The organism is Meinhardsimonia xiamenensis, from assembly GCF_900102905.1.
In the GTDB taxonomy this organism is placed as follows: Bacteria; Pseudomonadota; Alphaproteobacteria; order Rhodobacterales; family Rhodobacteraceae; genus Meinhardsimonia; species Meinhardsimonia xiamenensis.
In genome coordinates this window covers 524,317-544,041 of sequence record NZ_FNFV01000002.1, presented here as the reverse complement: position 1 = coordinate 544,041, position 19,725 = coordinate 524,317, and the positions used below count along the sequence as shown (strand labels likewise).

General features: G+C 69.1%; 19 protein-coding genes. 7 read left to right on the top strand and 12 right to left on the bottom strand.

All coding sequences use genetic code 11. From position 1 onward, the window contains the following. Positions 1-56: 56 nt before the first annotated feature. The 3 genes from BLQ14_RS06505 to BLQ14_RS06495 all read right to left on the bottom strand — a co-directional run bounded on the left by BLQ14_RS06505 (position 57) and on the right by BLQ14_RS06495 (position 3,035). Positions 57-743, bottom strand: coding sequence for an ABC transporter ATP-binding protein (locus BLQ14_RS06505; RefSeq protein ID WP_092499325.1), 687 nt, complete (start codon positions 741-743; stop codon positions 57-59). Next, positions 736-1,986, bottom strand: a complete 1,251-nt coding sequence (locus BLQ14_RS06500; protein ID WP_170068419.1) for a lipoprotein-releasing ABC transporter permease subunit — start codon at positions 1,984-1,986, stop codon at positions 736-738. The genes BLQ14_RS06505 and BLQ14_RS06500 overlap by 8 nt, the downstream gene beginning before the upstream one ends. 98 nt (positions 1,987-2,084) lie before the next feature. Continuing rightward, a complete protein-coding gene (locus BLQ14_RS06495) occupies positions 2,085-3,035 on the bottom strand; it encodes a Hint domain-containing protein (protein ID WP_092499321.1) in 951 nt (316 codons plus the stop codon). A gap of 199 nt (positions 3,036-3,234) precedes the next feature. Between BLQ14_RS06495 and BLQ14_RS06490 the strand changes: the two genes are divergently transcribed. After that, complete coding sequence (locus BLQ14_RS06490; RefSeq protein ID WP_092499319.1) at positions 3,235-3,600, top strand: diacylglycerol kinase; 366 nt, start codon at positions 3,235-3,237, stop codon at positions 3,598-3,600. Positions 3,601-3,602: 2 nt separating this feature from the next. Here BLQ14_RS06490 and proS read toward each other — a convergent pair whose 3' ends face one another. Continuing rightward, positions 3,603-4,970, bottom strand: coding sequence for a proline--tRNA ligase (gene proS, locus BLQ14_RS06485; protein WP_092499317.1), 1,368 nt, complete (start codon positions 4,968-4,970; stop codon positions 3,603-3,605). 158 nt (positions 4,971-5,128) lie between these two features. Between proS and BLQ14_RS06480 the strand changes: the two genes are divergently transcribed. The 4 genes from BLQ14_RS06480 (at position 5,129) to BLQ14_RS06465 (ending at position 10,854) form a co-directional block, all read left to right on the top strand. Next, positions 5,129-6,196 (top strand): AI-2E family transporter, encoded by a 1,068-nt coding sequence (locus tag BLQ14_RS06480; RefSeq protein ID WP_092499315.1) that lies wholly within the window; start codon positions 5,129-5,131, stop codon positions 6,194-6,196. A 75-nt stretch (positions 6,197-6,271) separates the two neighbouring features. Then, positions 6,272-6,961, top strand: coding sequence for a P-loop NTPase family protein (locus tag BLQ14_RS06475; protein ID WP_092499313.1), 690 nt, complete (start codon positions 6,272-6,274; stop codon positions 6,959-6,961). After that, positions 6,958-9,192 (top strand): RNA degradosome polyphosphate kinase, encoded by a 2,235-nt coding sequence (locus tag BLQ14_RS06470; protein WP_092499311.1) that lies wholly within the window; start codon positions 6,958-6,960, stop codon positions 9,190-9,192. Before BLQ14_RS06475 ends, BLQ14_RS06470 begins: the two co-directional genes overlap by 4 nt. A gap of 96 nt (positions 9,193-9,288) precedes the next feature. Beyond that, a complete protein-coding gene (locus BLQ14_RS06465) occupies positions 9,289-10,854 on the top strand; it encodes a Ppx/GppA family phosphatase (RefSeq protein WP_092499309.1) in 1,566 nt (521 codons plus the stop codon). A gap of 55 nt (positions 10,855-10,909) precedes the next feature. Here the strand turns inward: BLQ14_RS06465 and BLQ14_RS06460 are convergent, their stop codons facing one another. The 3 genes from BLQ14_RS06460 to BLQ14_RS06450 all read right to left on the bottom strand — a co-directional run bounded on the left by BLQ14_RS06460 (position 10,910) and on the right by BLQ14_RS06450 (position 13,362). Beyond that, positions 10,910-11,215, bottom strand: coding sequence for a hypothetical protein (locus BLQ14_RS06460; RefSeq protein WP_092499307.1), 306 nt, complete (start codon positions 11,213-11,215; stop codon positions 10,910-10,912). Between the two features lie 66 nt (positions 11,216-11,281). Further along, positions 11,282-12,949, bottom strand: coding sequence for an ABC transporter permease (locus BLQ14_RS06455; protein WP_092499305.1), 1,668 nt, complete (start codon positions 12,947-12,949; stop codon positions 11,282-11,284). A gap of 137 nt (positions 12,950-13,086) precedes the next feature. Then, entirely contained in the window at positions 13,087-13,362 is a 276-nt protein-coding gene (locus tag BLQ14_RS06450) for a DUF2312 domain-containing protein (RefSeq protein ID WP_092499303.1), read from the bottom strand. 202 nt (positions 13,363-13,564) lie between these two features. Here BLQ14_RS06450 and BLQ14_RS06445 point away from each other — a divergent pair, with 202 nt between their 5' ends. Next, positions 13,565-13,780 (top strand): hypothetical protein, encoded by a 216-nt coding sequence (locus BLQ14_RS06445; RefSeq protein WP_092499301.1) that lies wholly within the window; start codon positions 13,565-13,567, stop codon positions 13,778-13,780. 6 nt (positions 13,781-13,786) lie between these two features. Here the strand turns inward: BLQ14_RS06445 and BLQ14_RS06440 are convergent, their stop codons facing one another. From BLQ14_RS06440 to BLQ14_RS06430, 3 genes are all read right to left on the bottom strand, one after another. Next, complete coding sequence (locus BLQ14_RS06440; protein ID WP_143004464.1) at positions 13,787-15,853, bottom strand: enoyl-CoA hydratase/isomerase family protein; 2,067 nt, start codon at positions 15,851-15,853, stop codon at positions 13,787-13,789. Positions 15,854-15,979: 126 nt separating this feature from the next. Then, the gene (locus BLQ14_RS06435) at positions 15,980-16,192 is read right to left on the bottom strand and encodes a hypothetical protein (protein WP_092499297.1); all 213 of its coding nucleotides are present in this window, start codon (positions 16,190-16,192) and stop codon (positions 15,980-15,982) included. Positions 16,193-16,241: 49 nt separating this feature from the next. Then, positions 16,242-16,577 carry a TraR/DksA family transcriptional regulator gene (locus BLQ14_RS06430; protein ID WP_092499295.1) on the bottom strand — a complete coding sequence of 112 codons (336 nt, stop codon included), beginning with the start codon at positions 16,575-16,577 and terminating at the stop codon, positions 16,242-16,244. Between the two features lie 263 nt (positions 16,578-16,840). On the opposite strand from BLQ14_RS06430, the gene xth reads away from it, so the two are divergent. Next, the gene (xth, locus tag BLQ14_RS06425) at positions 16,841-17,620 is read left to right on the top strand and encodes an exodeoxyribonuclease III (RefSeq protein WP_092499293.1); all 780 of its coding nucleotides are present in this window, start codon (positions 16,841-16,843) and stop codon (positions 17,618-17,620) included. Between the two features lie 7 nt (positions 17,621-17,627). Here xth and BLQ14_RS06420 read toward each other — a convergent pair whose 3' ends face one another. Beyond that, complete coding sequence (locus BLQ14_RS06420) at positions 17,628-18,086, bottom strand: DNA polymerase III subunit chi (RefSeq protein ID WP_092499291.1); 459 nt, start codon at positions 18,084-18,086, stop codon at positions 17,628-17,630. Positions 18,087-18,098: 12 nt separating this feature from the next. Further along, positions 18,099-19,568: a leucyl aminopeptidase gene (locus tag BLQ14_RS06415; RefSeq protein ID WP_092499510.1), complete on the bottom strand. Its 1,470-nt coding sequence runs from the start codon at positions 19,566-19,568 to the stop codon at positions 18,099-18,101. Positions 19,569-19,725: the final 157 nt, after the last annotated feature.

The window sequence follows — 19,725 nt, the reverse complement described above, 5'->3', positions numbered from 1 at the left end:
TGACAGCTCGCCTGTCTCCATCATTACCGCCACAACGACGGGCGCGTTGACCGAGATCAAGCCGCCTCCACCACCCGGCCGTGATCGAGGCGCACGGTGCGGTCCATCCGCGCGGCGAGATCAAGGTTGTGGGTGGCGATGAGCGCGGCAAGCCCCGTCTCGCGCACGAGCTCCATCAGCACGGCAAAGACCCGCTCGGAGGTGTCGGGGTCGAGGTTGCCGGTGGGCTCGTCGGCGAGAAGCAGCCGCGGCGCGTTGGCGAGCGCCCGGCAGAAGGCCACCCGCTGCTGCTCGCCGCCCGAAAGCGCCGCCGGTCGGTGATCGGCGCGCGCGGCGAGCCCCACCCGGGCGAGAAGCGCGCGCGCCCGCTCGCCCGCCGCCTTCGGCGCCACGCCATTGGCGAGCTGCGGCAGCACGATGTTCTCGAGCGCAGTGAACTCGGGCAGGAGGTGGTGGAACTGGTATATGAACCCCACCTCGCGGCGGCGCGCGATGGTGCGCCGGCGGTCGGAGCGGCTCTGCATCGCCTCGCCGCCGATCACCACCTCGCCCGCATCCGGCGTGTCGAGAAGCCCGGCGATGTGCAGAAGCGTGGACTTGCCCGCCCCCGATGGGGCGACCAGCGCCACCGCCTCGCCCGGCGCCACCTCCAGATCGGCGCCGCGCAGCACGATCACCTCGCCCGGCGTGCCGCGCAGGTAACCCTTCTCGATGCCCGAGAGCCTCAGCGCCGCCTCACTCATAGCGCAGCGCCTCGACAGGGTTCATTCGCGCCGCCCGGCGGGCGGGAAAGATGGTGACGATGAAGCTCAGCCCCAGCGACAGTGCCACCGCCGAGATCACGTCCCCCAGCTGGAGCTTCGCCGGCAGGTTGTAGATGCCGCGAATGGACGGATCCCACACCCCGCCGCCGGCGAGATAGTTCACCGCCGAGAAGATCGGGTCGATGTAGATGGCGAAGAGACAGCCGAGGATCACGCCCGCAATGGTGCCGACCACACCAACGAGCGCGCCGCACAGGAAGAAGACCCGCAGCACGGAGCCCTCGGTGAGCCCGATGGTACGCAGGATGCCGATGTCCCGGCCCTTGTTCTTCACCAGCATGATCAGGCCGGAGATGATGTTCATCGCCGCGATCAGCACGAGGACGGACATGATGACGAACATCACGTTGTCCTCCACATCGAGCGCGCGCAGAAAGGCACCGGCGCTGTCGCGCCATGTCCAGATCAGATAGCCGGGACCGGCGGCGGCGGCGAGCGCGCGGGTGTAGTCGTCAACCCGCTCGGGCTCGGCCAGCATCACCTCGATCTCGTCGGCCGCCCCCTCCTTGTTGAAGAAGCTCTGCGCCTCGGCAAAGGGCATGTAGACGCGGGTGCGGTCGATGTCATAGCGCCCGGCGGTGAAGATGTAGACCACCTCATAGGCCTTCACCCGCGGGCTGGTGCCCAGGGGCGTGCGCACGCCGTTGGGCGAGATCAGGCGGATGCGGTCCCCCACCCTTGCGCCAAGCTCGCGCGCCACGCCAGAGCCGATGGCGATGCCCTCCTCGAAGCGGGCGAGATCGCCCTCGGCCTGCGCCTCCGCGCCGGCCACGCGCGGGATGCCGCGCAGGTCATCGAGGCGGATGCCGAACACTTCGACCCCGGCGTTGCGCGAGCGCAGGTTCGCCATCACCTGCCCGCGGATGAGCGGCGCGGTGCGGGTGACGCCCTCCACTTCGGCCAGACGCGCGGCAAGGGCGTCATACTCCTCGATGGTTCGGGTGGTGCGGCCGCCCTCCGCCACCCTCAGTTCGGAGTAGACGGTGACATGGGCGTTGGCGCCAAGGATCGTGTCGACGAACTCGGCGCGAAAGCCCGCCCGCACCGACAGCGTGGCAATCAGCGCAAACACCGCGAGCGTGATGCCGATGAGGCTGATCCACGTCATCACGCTGACGCCCCCTTCGGCGCGCCGCGCGCGCAGGTAGCGCCAGGCGATCATCCACTCATAGGGCGCGAAGGGGGTGGTGCGGGTCTGCTCGGCCACGGCTTTCCTGCCTTCCGGATCAGGCCGGAAAGTGGGGCCAAGGGCGGGCGAGGTCAAGCCGCGGCGCGCGCCGCCCCCTCGGCCAGAACCACCGCCTCGCGCACCGTCAGGATCCTCCGCGCCGGCATCCACACGCCGTGAACGCCGCCGCGGCGCCGGAACAGCTCGGGAAAGAGCACCGCCAGCTCGCCGGCGATGGCGCGGTCATGGCTCAGCGTGAACTCGCCGGGGTAGAAGCTTTCGCTCGGCACCCCTTCGGCGAAGATGATCTCGTGGCGGTCGAAGAGAAGATGCACATACTCCACCTCTTCGCAGGGCGCGACATGGACGCGGTCGCCATCGACAAGCCCGCGCGCGGGCGCCAGCACCTCCGCCTCGCCGAAATGGAGCTCCGCCCGCCAGCCCGTCACCAGCATCCGGTGCTGGGGCGAGACGCGCAGCTCACGCGCGTTGCCGATGGCACCGGGGGCAAAACGGATCGGCGCGAGGTCACCGCGCCCGGCTACCTTGCGCCGCCCGATCCAGCGAACCGGCTGCGGCCCGTGATCGAGGGTGACCACCAGGTCGCCCACCTCAAGCTCCTCCACCGGCCGTTCGCCGCCCGGCACGGCGATGCGCGTGCCGGCGGTGAAGCAGATGACGAGCTCCATCTGCTGGTTTTGGACAGGCTGGCTCGTCGTCACATAGGTCGAGGAGACGAAGGTGGCATCTTTGAGCGTGGAGCCGTCGGTGGGAGAAAACAGCCTTCGCCCGTCATTCAGGTAGAAGGTGACGCCGGTAATCGTGTCCTGCGTACCGTCGGGGTACTCGACGGTGACCGTGTCGCCAACCCAGGCATGGGAAAAACGGACCCCATCGATAGTGTCTCTCGAGCCGGGATCCAGCTCGCCATCGCCGTTGCGGTCGCGAGCGACAAGGTCGATTGCCTCAAGCGGCGTCCCCGGATCCGGCGGATAGGCCGGATCAATCTCATAGAAATTGTCTACCCAGCTGTAAGCGGGCATGGCGCTGCTCGTTCTCTGCCTCTGTCGCCGGGGTCTTGGCGCCCACGGTCGCTCAATTTGCAATCGTAACGCAAAATCCCGTCATCAGAAAGCATTCTCTGCCGAAAAGGCTGACGAACTGCACTGGCCGCGCCGTCTTGCGCCGAGAGTGGCACCGCGGCAGGCTTGGCCACGGAGCCGGGCGGCGGGAGAGGGAAGGATGATCAACGGGTTCTTCAGGCGCCTGAAATGGCGCGTGCTCTGGAGCCTCGCGGGCTGGCGCGATGCCTGGGCCAATGAGCACTCCTTCCGCAGCTGGGTCTGGGCCAATGGCGTCTCGGCGCTCGCGGCCTTCATCCTGCCGCTGACGATGGGCGAGCGCGCGCTCATCCTCTCCCTCGGCGTCGTGGTGCTTGCGGTGGAACTCATCAACACCGCCATCGAGCGCGCGGTGGACCGCATCTCGACAGAGGAGCACGACCTCGCCCGCCGCGCCAAGGATGCAGGCTCCGCCGGCGTCGCGGTGGCCGCGCTCGCCGCGGGGGTTGCCTGGGTGGTGGTGCTCTGGCGGCTGGGGCTCGGCTGAGCTCAGAGCCAGGCCGCGTCGGGCTCGGCGCGGCGCGGGCCGAAGCGCGCGGTGAGGCGGGCGACCGCCTCTTGCGGTTTCAGCTCCTCGCTCGCGCCCGTGCGCCGCTCGGTCAGCTCCACCACCCCGGCCTTGAGCCCGCGCGGGCCGACCGTCAGCCGCCAGGGCAGACCGATCAGATCCATCGTGGCGAACTTGGCGCCGGCGCGCTCGTCGGTGTCGTCATAGAGCACCTCGACCCCGGCGGCCTGCAACTGGGCGTAAAGCTGCTCGCAGGCCGCGTCGGTGCCCGCATCCCCCTGGCGCAGGTTGACCAGCCCGACCTGGAACGGCGCCACCTCCTCGGGCCAGAGGATGCCGCGCTCGTCATGGAAGGCTTCGATGATCGCTCCCGCCAGCCGCGAGACGCCGATGCCATGCGAGCCCATGTGCAGATGGACGCGCTCGCCCTTCTCGTTGACGACCGTCGCCCCCATCGGCTCGGAATACTTGGTGCCGAAATAGAAGATCTGCCCCACCTCGATGCCGCGCGACTGCCGGCGGCGCTCGGGCGGCACCTCGGCCTCGAAGACGGCCGGGTCGTGCGTCTCGTCGGTGCGGGCGTAGGGGGTGGTGAACTCGGCGCAGATCGCCGCCACCTGCTCGCGGTCGTTGTAGTCCACCTCGCGGTTGCCAAGGCGCAGGTCGGTGATGGCCGCGTCGTAGAACACCTCCGACTCGCCCGTGTCGGCCAGCACCAGGAACTCGTGCGTGTTGTCGCCGCCGATGGGGCCGGAGGCCGCGCGCATCGGGATCGCCTGCAGCCCCATCCGCTCATAGGTGCGGATGTAGCTGACCATGTGGCGGTTGTAGGCGTGCAGCGCGTCCTCGCGGGTGAGGTCGAAGTTGTAGCCGTCCTTCATGTAGAACTCGCGGCCCCGCATCACCCCGAAGCGCGGCCGGATCTCGTCGCGGAACTTCCACTGGATGTGGTAGAGCGTCAGCGGCAGATCGCGGTAGCTCGTCACATGGGCGCGCACGATGTCGGTGATGAGCTCCTCGTTGGTGGGGCCATAGAGCATCTCGCGCCCGTGGCGGTCCTTGATGCGCAGCATTTCCTCGCCGTAGTCGTCGTAGCGGCCCGACTCGCGCCACAGATCGGCCGATTGCAGCGTCGGCATCAGCATCGGGATGTGACCGGCGCGGATCTGCTCCTCGTGCACGATGCGCTCGATCTTCTTGAGCACCCTGAAGCCCAGCGGCAGCCAGGAATAGATGCCCGCCGAGGCCTGGCGGATCATGCCCGCGCGCAGCATCAGCCGGTGGCTGGCAATCTGCGCATCGGCAGGGGTTTCCTTCAGCACCGGCAGGAAGTAGCGGGACAGGCGCATTGCAGGCTCTCCGGCGAATGGGATTGACGTGTCAGCGGGTCGGCTGCCCCTCTACCCCGTCCGCCCCCGCCTTCGCAAGGTGCCGGCGCACGCGCGCGCCCTTGCAACGGGCGGGCGGCTGGGCGACACCTGAAGCGCGCGAGCAGCGAGGAACGGACATGGCAATGCCGGTGGAAAAGCAGCTGAAGTACTGGGGTATCGCAGCGGCGGTGGCCGGCTTTCTTCTGTGGTACCTCGGCGACGTGATCCTGCCTTTCGTGCTGGGCGGCGCCATCGCCTACTGCCTCGATCCGATCGCCGACGCGCTCGAGCGGCTGGGCTTCTCTCGCGCGCTCGCCACCGCGACGATCACGCTCTTTGCGGTGCTGATCTTCGTGCTGCTCGCGCTTCTGGTCATCCCCACCCTCATCAACCAGGCCACCGCACTTGCCCAGTCGGCACCGGATCTCTTTCGAAATCTTCAGGCCTTCCTGAGCGACCGTTTTCCGCAGCTCTTCGACGAGAGCTCGACCGTGCGCCAGTCGCTCATCGCCGTGGGCGACACGGTCAAGGCCAAGGGGGGCGATCTCCTGAATACGGTGCTGAGCTCGGCGCTCAGCGTCATCAACGTGATCCTGCTGATCTTCATCGTGCCGGTCGTGGCCTTCTACCTGCTCCTCGACTGGGACAGGATGGTCGCCGAGATCGACGAGCTGTTGCCGCGCGACCATGCCCCGGTGATCCGGCGCCTCGCGCGCGAGATCGATGCCACGCTCGCCTCCTTCATCCGCGGCCAGGGCACCGTGATGCTCGTCCTCGGGGCCTTCTATGCCACGGCGCTGATGATCGCCGGGCTGCGCTTCGGTCTGGTGATCGGGGTGACGGCGGGGCTGTTGTCCTTCATCCCCTATGTCGGTGCGATCGTCGGCGGCGGGCTTGCCATCGGGCTCGCCCTCTACCAGTTCTGGGGTGACTGGATGATGATCGCGGTGGTCGCCGGTATCTTTTTCGCCGGCCAGATGCTCGAGGGCAATGTTCTCACCCCCAAGCTCGTCGGCGGCAGCGTGGGGCTGCACCCGGTGTGGCTCTTGCTGGCTCTGTCGGTCTTCGGCTCGCTCTTCGGCTTTGTCGGCATGCTGGTGGCGGTGCCCGTCTCGGCCGCGCTCGGCGTGCTCGCGCGATTTGCAGTGGAGAAATACAAGGAAGGACCGCTCTATCGCAGCTCCGGCGCGGCCGAAAAGAAATGACCGTGACCCGCTTTCATGCCTGCACCGTTTCACCGCGCCGCCCTCGCTCGATCTCTCGAGGACACCGCTGACAAGATGACCCGCCAGTTGCCCCTTCCGCTTCCAAGCAGGACCTCGCTCGGCCGCGGCGACTTCTTCGTCTCGGCGGCCAATGCCGAGGCGCTCGCAGCGCTGGACGGCTGGCGCGACTGGCCCGATGCGCGTCTCGCGCTTGTCGGCCCCGAGGGCGCGGGCAAGTCGCACCTCGTGGCGGTCTGGGCGCAGGAGACGGGCGCGCGGGTGCTCGCATGGGAGGCGCTCGACACGGCCGCCATCGCCGGCGAGATCGGCGAAAGCCGGCCGATCGCGCTCGAGGATGCCGACCGCCTCGCCGGTGACGCCGAAGGCGAGAGGGCCCTTTTTCACCTGCTCAACCTCTGCCGCGAGGCGCGCCGGCCGCTTCTTCTCACCGCCCGGCGCGCGCCGGCACACTGGCCCGCCACCCTGCCCGATCTGGCCAGCCGCCTGCAGGCGATGAGTGTTGCCCGCCTGGCCCCGCCCGATGACGCGCTTCTCGCCGCCGTACTTGTCAAGCTCTTCGCCGATCGCCAGATCAGGGTCGGCCCCGAGCTTGTCACCTGGCTCGCCCGGCGCATCGACCGCTCCTTCGCCGCCGCCCAGGCGGCGGTTGCCGCGCTTGATGCCGTCGCGCTGGCCGAAAAGCGGCCGGTGACGCGGGCGCTTGCCGCGCGGGTTCTGCAGACAAACGGACAGGAGAGCGCATGAGCATCACCGCATCCGCCGAAGCCGGCTGCCCGCAGCCCGCGCCGACGACCGACGGCACATGGCTCGCCGATTTCCTGCGTTGCCCGTTCCCCGAGCCGGTGGAACTGCCCCCCGAGGAGATCGCCGGGCCCAAGCGCTTCTTCAACCGCGAGCTCAGCTGGCTCGGCTTCAACTGGCGGGTGCTGGAGGAGGCCGAAAACCCGCGCGTGCCGCTTCTCGAGCGGGTGCGGTTTCTCTCCATCTCCGCCTCCAACCTCGATGAGTTCTACACCGTGCGCGTGGCCGGCCTGCGCGAGCTTGCCCATTCGGGCAACACCACCCCCTCGATCGACGGTCTGACGCCTGCCGAGCAGCTGCGCCTTGTCGGCGCCGAGGCGCGGCGACTGATGAACGCCCAGCAGGACACACTGCGCGCGCTCAAGGCGGAGATGGAGACGAAAGGAATCCACATCCTCACCCGCGAGGGCTTGACCGACGAGGACCGCGCTCGGCTCGACAGCTATTTTCTCGACAACGTCTTTCCGGTGCTCTCGCCGCTCGCCATCGATCCCGCCCATCCCTTCCCCTTCATCCCCAACGGCGGCTTCTCGCTGGCGCTCGAGCTCGAGCGGCGCGCGGGCGGGCGCGAGCTGAAGGCGCTTCTGCCCATCCCCCAGCAGATCGCCCGCTTCGTGCGTCTGCCGGCCCCGCCTGGCGAGGCGCGCTTTCTGCCGCTCGAGGAGCTGGTGCTGTTGAAGATCTCGAGCCTCTTTCCGGGCTACCGCCTGATCGGTCATTGCGCGTTCCGGGTTCTGCGCGACTCCGACCTCGAGGTCGAGGAGGAGGCCGAGGATCTGGTGCGCGAGTTCGAGGTGGCGCTGAAGCGGCGCCGGCGCGGCGAGGTGATCCGCCTGAAGCTCTCGGCGGGCGCGCCGCCGGCGCTGCGGACGCTCATCATGCGCGAGCTTCACGTCACCGAGGAGGAGGTGGTGGAGATCGACGGGCTGATCGGCATCGCCGATCTCAAGGAGCTGGTGCTCGACGAGCGGCCCGATCTTCTCTGGCCCTCCTTCACCCCGCGCATCCCCGAGCGCGTGCAGGACCATGACGGCGACATGTTCGCCGCCATCCGCCAGAAGGACATGCTGCTGCATCACCCCTATGAGAGCTTCGAGATGGTGGTGCGCTTTCTCGAGCAGGCGGCGCGCGACCCGGACGTGGTGGCGATCAAGCAGACGCTCTACCGCACGTCCCGGGACAGCCCGATCGTCAAGGCGCTCTGCGATGCGGCCGAGGAAGGCAAGTCGGTGACCGCCGTAATCGAGCTCAAGGCGCGCTTCGACGAGGCCGCGAACATCCGCCAGTCACGCCGGCTCGAACGCGCGGGCGCGCATGTGGTCTACGGCTTCATCCAGTACAAGACCCACGCCAAGATCTCCGCGGTGGTGCGGCGCGAGGGCGACCGGCTCGTCACCTACTCCCATTTCGGCACCGGCAACTACCACCCGATCACCGCGCGCATCTACACCGATCTGAGCCTGTTCACCTGCGACCCCGCGCTCGGGCGCGATGCCACGCGGGTGTTCAACTACGTCTCCGGCTACGCCCAGCCCGAGTACCTCGAAAACCTCGCCATCTCGCCGATCAACCTCAAATCCACCCTGCTCGAGCGCATCCGTCAGGAGGCCGAGCACGCCGAGGCCGGCCGCCCGGCGGCCATCTGGGCGAAGATGAACGCGCTCATCGAGGCCGATGTGATCGACGCGCTCTATGACGCGAGCCAGAGAGGGGTGAAGATCAGCCTCGTGGTGCGCGGCATCTGCGGGCTGAGGCCCGGCATCAAGGGGCTGAGCGAGAACATCCGGGTGAAATCGATCGTCGGCCGCTTCCTCGAGCACTCGCGCATCGTCTGCTTCGGCAACGGCTACGGGCTGCCGGCGAAGAAGGCGCGCGTCTACATCTCCTCGGCCGACTGGATGGACCGCAACCTCAACCGCCGGGTGGAGACGCTGGTTGAGTGCACGAACGACACGGTGAAGGCGCAGATCATGCGCCAGATCATGGCTGCCAACCTTGCCGATGTGGCGCAAAGCTGGGTGATGGCGCCTGACGGCCGCTTTCACCGCGCCAAGGTGGCGCCGGGCACGCGCCCCTTCTCCTGCCACCGCTTCTTCATGGAAAACCCCTCGCTTTCGGGCCGGGGCAGCGCCGGGGCGGGGGACGTGCCCGAACTGACGCATTCGGACGACTGACAGGCGTGACAGCGGCGCCGCGGCATACCGCGCGATTGACGCAGGCGCGCCACTGCGGCAAGGCTTGAGAACGACCGCGCCCAACGGGACAGGCACATGGACGGAAGCGACTCCTCGCCCTCGGCAGCCCAGAGTGCGCAGGGCTTCTTCGAGCGGCCGATCTTCGCCGATCCCGAGGCGCGCAAGCTGCGCCGGGTGGGCGTGGTCGATGTCGGCTCGAACTCGGTGCGGCTCGTCGTCTTTGACGGTGCCGCGCGCTCGCCGGCCTATTTCTTCAACGAAAAGGTCATGGCCGGGCTTGGCGCGGGGCTGAAGGAGACCGGCCGGCTCAACCCCGATGGCCGCCGCCGCGCTCTCTCCGCGCTCCTGCGCTTCCAGCGCATCGGCGAAGGCCTCGGGATCACGCCGCTCACCGCCGTGGCCACGGCGGCGGTGCGCGAGGCGGCCGACGGGCCCGAGTTCGTGGAGGAGGTCAGGGCCAGAACGGGCATGGAGGTGCATGTCATCGACGGGCAGGAAGAGGCGCGCTTCTCCGCCCAGGGCGTGCTGCTGGGCTGGCCCGACGCCGAAGGGCTGGTGTGCGATCTCGGGGGCTCATCGATGGAACTGGCCGAAGTCGGCGCCGGCCGGGTGGGCCGGCGTGTCTCCACCGACCTCGGACCGCTCACGCTCAAGGGGCTCAAGGGCGGGCGCAAGGCGCGGCGGCAGATGATCAGGGGCACGCTGAAGGAACTTGCCGCGGCGTTCGGCACCGGGCACAAGCGCATTTTCCTTGTCGGCGGTTCATGGCGGGCGATCGCCCGCATCGACATGGAGCGTCGCGGCTATCCGCTCAAGGTGCTCCACGAATACCGGATGAAGCGCAAGTCGGCGCGCGCCACCATCCACTTCATCGCCGATCACAGCGTCGACGAGCTCAGAGCCATGACCGGCATCGGCGAGGCGCGCATGTCGCTGGTGCCGATCGCGGCCGAGGTGCTCTCGGGCATCGTGGAGGTGCTGGGTCCGAAGGACATCGCCATCTCGAGCTACGGCATCCGCGAGGGGCTTCTCTATGAGCAGATGCCCGAGCGCATCCGCCGGCGCGACCCGCTGATCGAGGCCGCGCGTTTCGCCGAATACAAGGACGCGCGCCAACCCGGCTTCGGCCGTGCCCTGCACCGCTTCATCCTGCCCATCTTCCGCGCCGCCCGGCCCGAGCGCGCCCGGCTCATCCGCGCCGCCTGTCACCTCCATGACGTTACGTGGCGGGCGCACCCAGACTACCGCCACGAAGCCTGCTTCGACTATGTCACCCGCGCCAATCTCGCCGCGCTCGACCATCGCGAGCGGGTGTTTCTGGGACTGGCGCTTCTGCACCGCTACAAGAACAGCCGCGCCGAGTCGCGGCTGACGCCGCTTCTGAAGCTTCTCGACGAGGACGAGATTCGCGAGGCCGAGGTGCTGGGCAAGGCCATGCGCTTCGGCGCCATGCTGGCGGTCGACAACCCCGACAAGATGGGCAGCCTTGCCTGGTATCCGAAGAAGAGGCTGCTGGAGTTGCGCCTCACGCCCCATGCCACCGACCTGTTCGGCGAGGTGGCCCAGGCGCGCTTCGCCTCGCTCGCAGCATCGCTGAAGGCCCGCACCGAGGTCAGGGTGCAGGCCGGCAAGTCCGCCTGACACGCGCGCCCGCCGGGCCTCGCCCGGCCTCTCGCCCGACTTCAGGCCCCGGCACTCAGAGCTCGATTTCCTCGCCGTCCGGCGCGACCTCCGCTGGCGGCTCGGGCGGGCGCTTGCGGCGAATGATGATGTCGCCGTTCGGCAGGATCTCGGGCGCCTCATATGCATCGAGATTCTGAAGGATCTGCTCGAGCTCCCTGAGCTTGGGCTCCATTTCCTCCATCAGCCCGCGCAGGATGAGCCGCGTCGCCTCTCGCAGAAGGCTGAAGCCTTCCTCCAGTTCCTCCGCGCCCTCGCCCGCCCGTGCAGGAGAAGCCGCAAGCCCCGCGGCGAGCACCGCGGTGATCACCATGTGTCTCATGCCGCCCAATCTAGAGCGCGGAGCGTTCGCAGGAAAGGCAGCGCTCCTGTCCCGTCGTTGTCGGCCCTACCGCCCCCGCGCCATGAGCATCACCGCGAGAAGACCCACGGCAATGACGAGCAGCGCCGCCGGGGCCGCCTGACCGATCTGCTCGAGCGATGCCTTCTCATGCACACGGGTGGCAAGGGTGTTGTAGTTGAAGGGCCGCAAGAGCAGCGTGGCGGGCAGCTCCTTGACGCAGTCCACGAAGACCAGAAGCAGCGCCGTTGCCACCGAACCGCGGATGAGCGGCACATGGATCTCCCGAAGCGCCCCTCCGGCCGTGCGCCCGAGCGAGCGCGCCGCCAGTGGCAGGTTCGGCGCGACACGTTCCAGCGCCGCATCGGTCGCGCCCTCGGCGATGGCGAAGAAGCGCACGACATAGGCGAGCACGATCGCGAAGGCCGAGCCGGTCAGAATCAGGCCGACGTCGTGCCCGGTGACGGAGAGGATCACGTCCGCGAGCCAGTTGTCGAACCGCGCGAGGGGAATGAGGATGCCCACCCCGAGCACCGCGCCCGGAGCCGCATAGCCGAGCGTGGTGAGCGGCAGAAGGAGCCTTGGCAGGCGGCGGCCGGACTGGCGCACGCCATAGACCATGAACAGCGCCGCCAGAACGCAGATCACCGCCGCCGCGCCCCCCGTGATCAGGGTATGGGCGAACGCCCGCGCAAGCCCGGGATCCACCCAGTAGCCGGGATTGTTGAGGGCATGCCAAAGGATGACGCCACCCGGCAGCACGAAGCCGAGCAGGAAAGGAAAGGCGCAGGCCGCCGTCGCCAGCCATGCCGCCCCTCCCGCGAGCGGTATCGGCGAAATGGGCCGGGCGTTGCGCGATATCTCGTGAAAGCGGCTGCGGCGGCGGCTGAACTTCTCGAGCGCCATCAGAACGAGGATGATCCCGAGCATCACCGAGGCAATCTGGGCCGCCCCGCCCGCATTCCCCGACTGCAGCCAGACGGAGAAGATGCCCGTGGTCAGCGTCTGGACGGCGAAATAGTCGACAGTGCCGAAGTCGGCGACCGTCTCCATCATCACGATCGCCACCCCCGCCGCGACCGCCGGCCGCGCGAGCGGCAACCCCACGCGCAGAAACCGGCGCCACGGTCCGGCGCCAAGGGCGCGCGCCACCTCATGCGCCCCGCCCGACTGCTCCTGAAAGGCGGCCCGGGCGAGAAGGAAGACGTAAGGGAACAGCGCCGCGGAGAGCACCACGATCGCGCCCAGCCGCGAGCGGATTTCCGGAAACCAGTACTCGCGCGCGCTCTGCCAGCCGAAGAGCGCGCGCATCCCCGTCTGGACGGGCCCGGCATACTCGAGGAAGTCGACGAGCGCATAGGCGCCGACATAGGCCGGAATTGCCAGCGGGAAGAGCAGCGCACGGGCAAGGAATCCGCGGCACGGGAAATCGTACATGGTCACGAGCCACGCCGTGCCGGTACCCACCGCCGCGGTGATTGCCCCCACCGCACCCGCGAGGATGACCGTGTTCGAAAAATACCGCGGCAGCGTGGTGGAAACGAGATGCGGCCAGATGTTCTCGGTCGGGTTGAACGCCAGCCAGACCACCGAGACGATGGGCATCAGCACCACCGCCGCAATCAGCAGCGCCCCGAGCGACCAGGGATCGACCCGAAACCTGCCAGCGCGCGCGGGGCGCGGGGCGCCGCTATCCTGAGCGAAATTCTCGGCCATGGCTCAGCGCTATCGCCTTGAGCGCCGGCTGTCCAGTGCTGGCGGACACAGCCGGCGCGCAAGGGGGGCAGGGGGGCAGAGCCGTGGCAGGCCGCGCGTCGGCGTCGCACGCGCAGGTGCGCATCGCGCGTAGCCGGTCACATGCCCAGCGCCTGCTTGTACATCTCGAGCACCGCCTCCTCTTCGGCGATCTCGTCGCGGTCGCGCTTTCTGAGCGCGATGACCTTGCGCATGATCTTGGTGTCATACCCGCGCGCCTTGGCCTCGGCCATCACTTCCTTCTGCGCGTCGGCGATGTCCTTCTTCTCCGCCTCGAGACGCTCGTAGCGTTCGATGAAGGCGCGCAGCTCGTCCGCGGCGACGCGATAGCTCGACGGGGTGTCAGGGGTATCGTCCCTTGGAGTGTCGGTCATGTCTGGCCTGCTCGATGGATGCTTCGTACCACCCCGCGTAGCTAGCCGAGTGACCGGCCGCCGGCAAGCACACACGCGCCCGCAGGCGGTGGCGGCCGGCCCGGTTGCGGCGGGGCGCCATCCGCGCTAGGGGCGGAGAGGCGCTGCCGGGATCCGCCTCCGGTCAGCACTGCCACCGGCCACCGCAAGGGAGGGCGCGCTCATGGAGAGTCTCATCTGGATCGGCACCGCGGTCACGCTGGCAGGGGTGGTGGCGCTGATCGCCTGTGTCGTCACGGTGGCGCGCGCGAAGGCCCGCAGACTGGACGACGCCGCACTGAAGGCGGCGCTCCAGCGCATCATCCCCCTCAATCTCGGGGCGCTGCTGCTCTCGGCCGTCGGCCTGATGCTTGTCGTGCTGGGAATACTGCTCGGCTGAACCGGTCTATTCCGGCAGGTCGGACGAGACGAGCTCCCGATCGGTCACCTCAGCCGGGTGCAGGCCGCGCTTGAAGAGCTCGAGCCACAGCGGTGCGGGATCCCAGATTTCGGGGTCGTCGCCGGCGTAGGTCACGAGGCGCTTGCGTGCCGTCACAACGCCCATGAGCTCCGCCGTCATCATCGGCCCACCGCGCCAGCGGGGATAACCCAGGGCATGGACGGCGACGAGGTCGATGTCGGCGGCGGCGCGGGCCACGCCGCCGGCGATGAGCCGGGCGCCGCAGTTGGCCATGGCAAGCTCCACCCGCATCAGCGCGTCGTCAGGCCGGATGTGAGGCACCAGTTCACCCCGCTCGGCGCGCAGCCCACGCAGAAGCTCGCTCAGGCGCGCATCCTCCGACACCCCGCCGTCGGGCGCATGCAGATAGAAGCCCCGCCCGCTTTCCCGTCCCTTTCGCCCGACGTCGCGCAGGCGACGGACAAGGGGCAGCGGCGGGCGACCGGGCGCCGCCCGCGTCAACCTGCGCGCGGCGCGATCGAGGCCTTCGGCATCCATTGCCTCGAAAGGACCCTGCGCAAACCCCGCCTCGCGCAAGGCCCGGTCAACCTCGGCCGGGCCAAGCCCGGCCTCCACCAGCCAGCCCGCCGCCCGCTCCATCGCCACCCGCAATGCCTCGGAAATCGCCCCGCCGCGCGCGATCACGGGCATGAGCGCAAGAGCACGCATCGCGGCGGCCGCTTCCGCACCGCCATCCGCGCCGGCATCCGCGGGCGTGACGAGCTCGGCGAGCCTCCCGCGCCGGCCAAGCCTCAGACCGGTGACCCCGCCCGCAACAGGCCCCGCCGCCGCGCGGAGCGCGTCAAGCTCGTCTCCCTCGGAGACCAGCGCCAGAACCGGAACCGACGAGGGCACACGCGGCGCGAGCGCGCCGAGCCGGGCGCCGCGGGCCGCCGCATCGCCCGTGCCCGCCTCGATGACCGCGTCGGTCAGTGCAAGCGCGCCAGGATCGAGCGTGAAGGACAGCGTGCCCGAAGCCGTGCGTCCCCTGCCCTCCGCCTCGATCCGTTCCCGGATTTCGGCGGCACGTGCCCCGTCAGCCGCAGCGACCGTCACCATCAGCCCGCGCTCGAGCGCCCGCAGGGCGAGCCACCGGCCACGCGCGCCGCAGTCGCAGAAGCCGAGCGACCGCACCGCCCGGGCGGCCCGCGCGGCCTCGGCGCCGGGCACATCGGCGGCAAGCTCGGCGCGCATCACGTGGCGCAACGCGCGGCTCTCGGCGCTGGCTGCGCAATCGTCGAAGGCGGCGCTCTCGAAGGCCAGCGCCGCTTCCCAGGGCAGCAGCCCTGCCGCCTCCACACAATCCACGATCCGCCCCGGCGCCATGAGCCGGCTGCCCTCGACCGCGCGCCGCGCGATGGCCACCTCCGAGAGCAGCGCCGCGCCATCGGCGATGCCGGTGGTCACCTCGCTCGCCCTTCTGCGGGGGCGCCCGCCCGAAGCCAGCGCAAGCGCAACTTCAAGCGCCTCCGGCAGCGGGTCGGCGCCCTCCGCCACCTGATCGACGAGCCCGATGGCGGCAGCGCGCGCGGCAGGAACCGGCGCGCCCTCCAGCAATATCTCGAGCGCCGCCGCGGGGCCGGCAAGCCGCACGAGACGCTGGCTGCCACCCGCGCGCGGCGTCAGCCCAAGCGTCACTTCAGGAAAGCCAAGCCGAGCCGTCGGCGCCGCGACCCGCGCCGCAGCAGCCAGCGCAATCTCGAGCCCCGGCCCGAGACACATGCCGGAAACCGCGGCCACGACCGGCAGCGGAAACGCCTCGATGCGCGCGCACAGCACCGCGAGTGGCGGTGCCGCCTCGGGTGGTTCCGTGGGCTCCAGGGGAGGCCCGGCGGCGAAATGGCGGCCTGCACCGACGAGCACGACCGCGCGCGCATTCTCCTTCGCGCCGATCTCCTCCAGCGCCTTCGTCAGCGCGTCCCTCAACGACGCATCGATCGTGTTGAGCGGAGGGTTCGCAAACCGCACCACCGCCACCTCTCCCGCCATGCGGGTTGAAACGGCGGCGCTCACGGCTCCCCGCCCCTTGCGCTCCGGACGCAATTCTCTCTCATGGGCCGGAGCTTAACCGCCATGCAGGCCAATGCAACGCTTGGCAAGCCCGCGAGCGGCGGTATGCGAAAGTCTGGGGCGGGCTTTTCACACCGGCAGGTTGTCGAAAAGATCGCCCGCGTCGTCTTCGGAAAGCTTGGCCATGAACTTCACGTAATCCTCGGGCACCGGCAGGCCCAGCGCCTCGAGCTCGGCGATCTTCTCGCGCAGCTCTTCCTGCAGAACATGCCTGTCTTCGGGTTTCTCGGCGATCTCGGCCATCAGCGCGTCGATCGCCGCCTTCAGATCCTCGAATGCCATTTCCGCATCCTCCCCATTTCAATGCGCCCTGCCCGCGACGGACAGGTTTTCAGTGGTGAGACGACACCTCGGCCGCGCAGGTCGCACAGAACGGCGTGTAGGGGACAAGATCGAGCCGCTCCTCGGCAATTTCGGCGCCACACCGCACGCAATAGCCGTATTCCCCCTCGTCCATGCGCTTCAGTGCCGCCTGAATGGCGCGAATCTCCTCGCGCGCGTTGACAATCATGTCTTCCAGCACCTCGTCGTTCTCGCGCTCCTGGGCGAGATCTTCCCAGTCCTTGGTGTCATGGCCCTCAAGCTCCTGCTCCGCCTCGCGAATGCGTTCCTCGAGTTCCTTCAGACGCGCCTCCAGCGTTGCACGGCGCTGCGCGAGATCGGTCATGTGCTGTTCTCCTGCAAGTATTCTCAAGGCTGCAACGGCCGCCGCCGCCCTGCATTGACGCAAGTCAAGCGCGCAAGGCGCGTGCGTCACGCCGGCACGGTGCCACTTGCCCCGAAGGTGGCGGCAGCAAGGCGGCTTTGCAAGGGGCGGACGCTGCCGAAGGCACACTGTCCGCCGCGAGACAGGGGGCCGGGCCGGCGCCACGGTGGACAAGCTCCCAAAGCGCTGGAATAGTCGCGCGCGGGACCGGCAGGGGAGAAGCGATGCGCATCGCGAGCTTCAACATCAACGGCATACGCGCGCGGCTCGAGACGGTGACGGGCTGGCTGGAGCGGCAGGCGCCCGATGTCGCCGTGCTGCAGGAGATCAAGATCACCGACGAGGCCTTCCCCCGCGAGCCGTTCGAGGATCTCGGCTACAATGTCGAGGTGCACGGCCAGAAGTCCTTCAACGGCGTGGCGATCCTGTCCAAATCGCCGCTCGAGGATGTCTCGCGCGGGCTCGCCGGCGACGAGACGGACGAGCAGGCGCGCTGGATCGAGGCGCTGGTAGGCGGTGCGCGCCCGGTGCGCATCTGCGGACTCTATCTGCCCAACGGCAACCCCGCGCCGGGGCCGAAGTTCGACTACAAGCTTGCCTGGATGGAGCGGCTGAAGGCCCGCGCCGAGCGGCTTCTGGAGCTCGAGGAGGCCGCGGTGATGATCGGCGACTGGAATGTCATCCCCCAGCCCGAGGATGCCGAGCACCCCGAGAACTGGGTGGAGGATGCGCTCTACCGCCCCGAATCGCGCGCGGCCTTCCGGCGCATCCTGCATCTGGGCTTCACCGATGCCTTCCGCGCCCGCCACCGTGGCAAGGGGCATTACACGTTCTGGGATTACCAGCGCGCGGCGCATGAGCGCAACGACGGCATCCGTATCGACCACGCGCTTCTGACCCCGCAGGCCGCCGACCGGCTCAATGAGTGCTGGATCGAGGCGGAGATGCGCGCCGGGCCCAAGCCCTCCGACCACGTGCCGCTGTGGGTGGAGCTCGAGGACTGAGGCCGGCTCAGCTCTCGGCCTTCATCTGCCAGCGGCCCGATTCCTCGGACCAGTAGCGCGCCTTGCAGCCGGCAGCGGTGAGCGCGCGCCACTGGGCGCGCGCGCGGGCGAGTGCGGCCTCCTCGCCGGCATCGAAGAGAACGCACACCCGCTCAAGACGCTTCACCTCCTCGGCCGTCACCTCGGCGCCATCCACCGCCATCAGGCAGGCGGCGGCGTTGGGCAGGGCGGCATCGACGGTCAGCAGCACCGGCTGGGCGGCGTCATGGGCGCCGCCCGCGAGCCCGTGCGGCAGAAAGCCTTCCTCGGGGCCGAGCCAGAGGCGTTCGTCAAGCCAGGCCATGCGCGCAGGATCGGTGCCGCGCACGGCCACGCGCCAGCCCTGCGCCAGCGCCTTCTCGAGGAGCATCGGCAGCACCGCCTCGAGCGGCGAGCGGGTGAGGTGGTAGAAATAGGCCTCGCCCATCGGCGCGGGTCCTCACCCCTCGTAACGCTCGGCGATGAGCCGGTTGAGCGAAAGCACCCCCCAGCCCGAAGCGCCCTTGGGCCAGTGCGCGCCATCCTTCTGGGTGCGGGCCACGCCGGCGATGTCGAGATGCGCCCAGGGCATCCCCTCCTTGATGAAGCGCTGCAGGAACTGCGCCGCGGTGATCGCCCCGGCAGGCCGGCCGCCGACATTCTTGAAATCGGCGATGTCGGACTTGAGCTGCTCGTCATAGGCGGGTGCCAGCGGCATGCGCCAGGCGCCCTCGCCCTCGGCCTCGGCCGCCTTCAGGAAGGCCCCGGCGAGCGCATCGTCATTGGCGAACACACCGGCCTTCTCGTGGCCCAGCGCGATGATGATGGCGCCGGTGAGGGTCGCCAGATCGATGACACCCGCGGGATTGAAGCGCTCCTGCGCATACCACAGCACATCGCAGAGCACGAGCCGGCCCTCGGCGTCGGTGTTGATCACCTCCACCGTGTCGCCCTTCATCGTCTTCACCACATCGCCCGGACGCTGGGCGGTGCCCGAAGGCATGTTCTCGACAAGCCCGACCAGCCCCACGACATTGGCCCGGGCCTTGCGCAGCGCGAGCGTCTTCATCACGCCCGCGACGACGCCCGCGCCGCCCATGTCCATGGTCATCTCCTCCATGCCCTGCGCGGGCTTTATCGAGATGCCGCCGGTGTCGAAGACAACGCCCTTGCCCACCAGCGCAAGCGGCGCGGCCTCCGCCGCCCCGCCCTCCCAGCGCATCACCACCACCTTGGAGGGGCTGGCAGACCCCTGCCCCACCGCAAGCAGCGCGCGCATGCCGAGCTTCTCGAGCTCATCCTCCTCGAGCACCTCGACCTTCACACCAAGCGCCTCGAGCTCCTTGAGGCGATTGGCGAATTCGGTGGTGGTCAGCACATTGGCCGGCGCATTGACGAGGTCGCGGGTGAAGAACACGCCCTCGGCAAGTGCCCGGAGCGCCGGCAACGCCTCCGCGAGCGCCTCGGGGCGATTGGCCATCACACGGATTGCGCCTTCGGGCTCGGCAGGCTTGGTCTTCATTTCCTGATAGGCATAGGCGCGCAGCGCGACGCCGAGCGCAATCTCCTCCAGATGCCTGCGGTTGCCGCCCGCTACGAGGAGGGCCTTGCCCTTCTTCGCCGCGCCCAGGTTCACCCCCGCCTTGCGCGCGGTGGCGGCATCGGCACGCGGCGCGAGGCGGGTGACGAGCACCGCGTCGGCCGCCATGCCGCAGGGGAAGGCGAGCTCGAGGACATCGGCGGCCTTCGCCTCCTGAAACGCCTTCGAGGCCACCAGCCGCTCGAGCGCGCCGCGCGTGAGGCGGTTCACCCGGCGGGCGGCCGGATCAAGACGGCCATCCTCGCCGACGAACACGGCAACCCGGCCTTCGGCCTGAGCGAGCGCGTCCAGATCGGTTTCCATGACGGTGATCTCTGCGGGGGTGGTCATCTGCGACTCCTCGTTTCCGTTTGCGGTGCCGGCGCCGGGCACGAGGTGCCTTGCACCGGGCACGGCGGTTTCGGCGCTTGGCACATGTGGTAGTGCGAGGCACCGCCGATTGCCAGATATGAGTTTCACGTGCCAGCGTGATGGTCTAGTCTCGAGG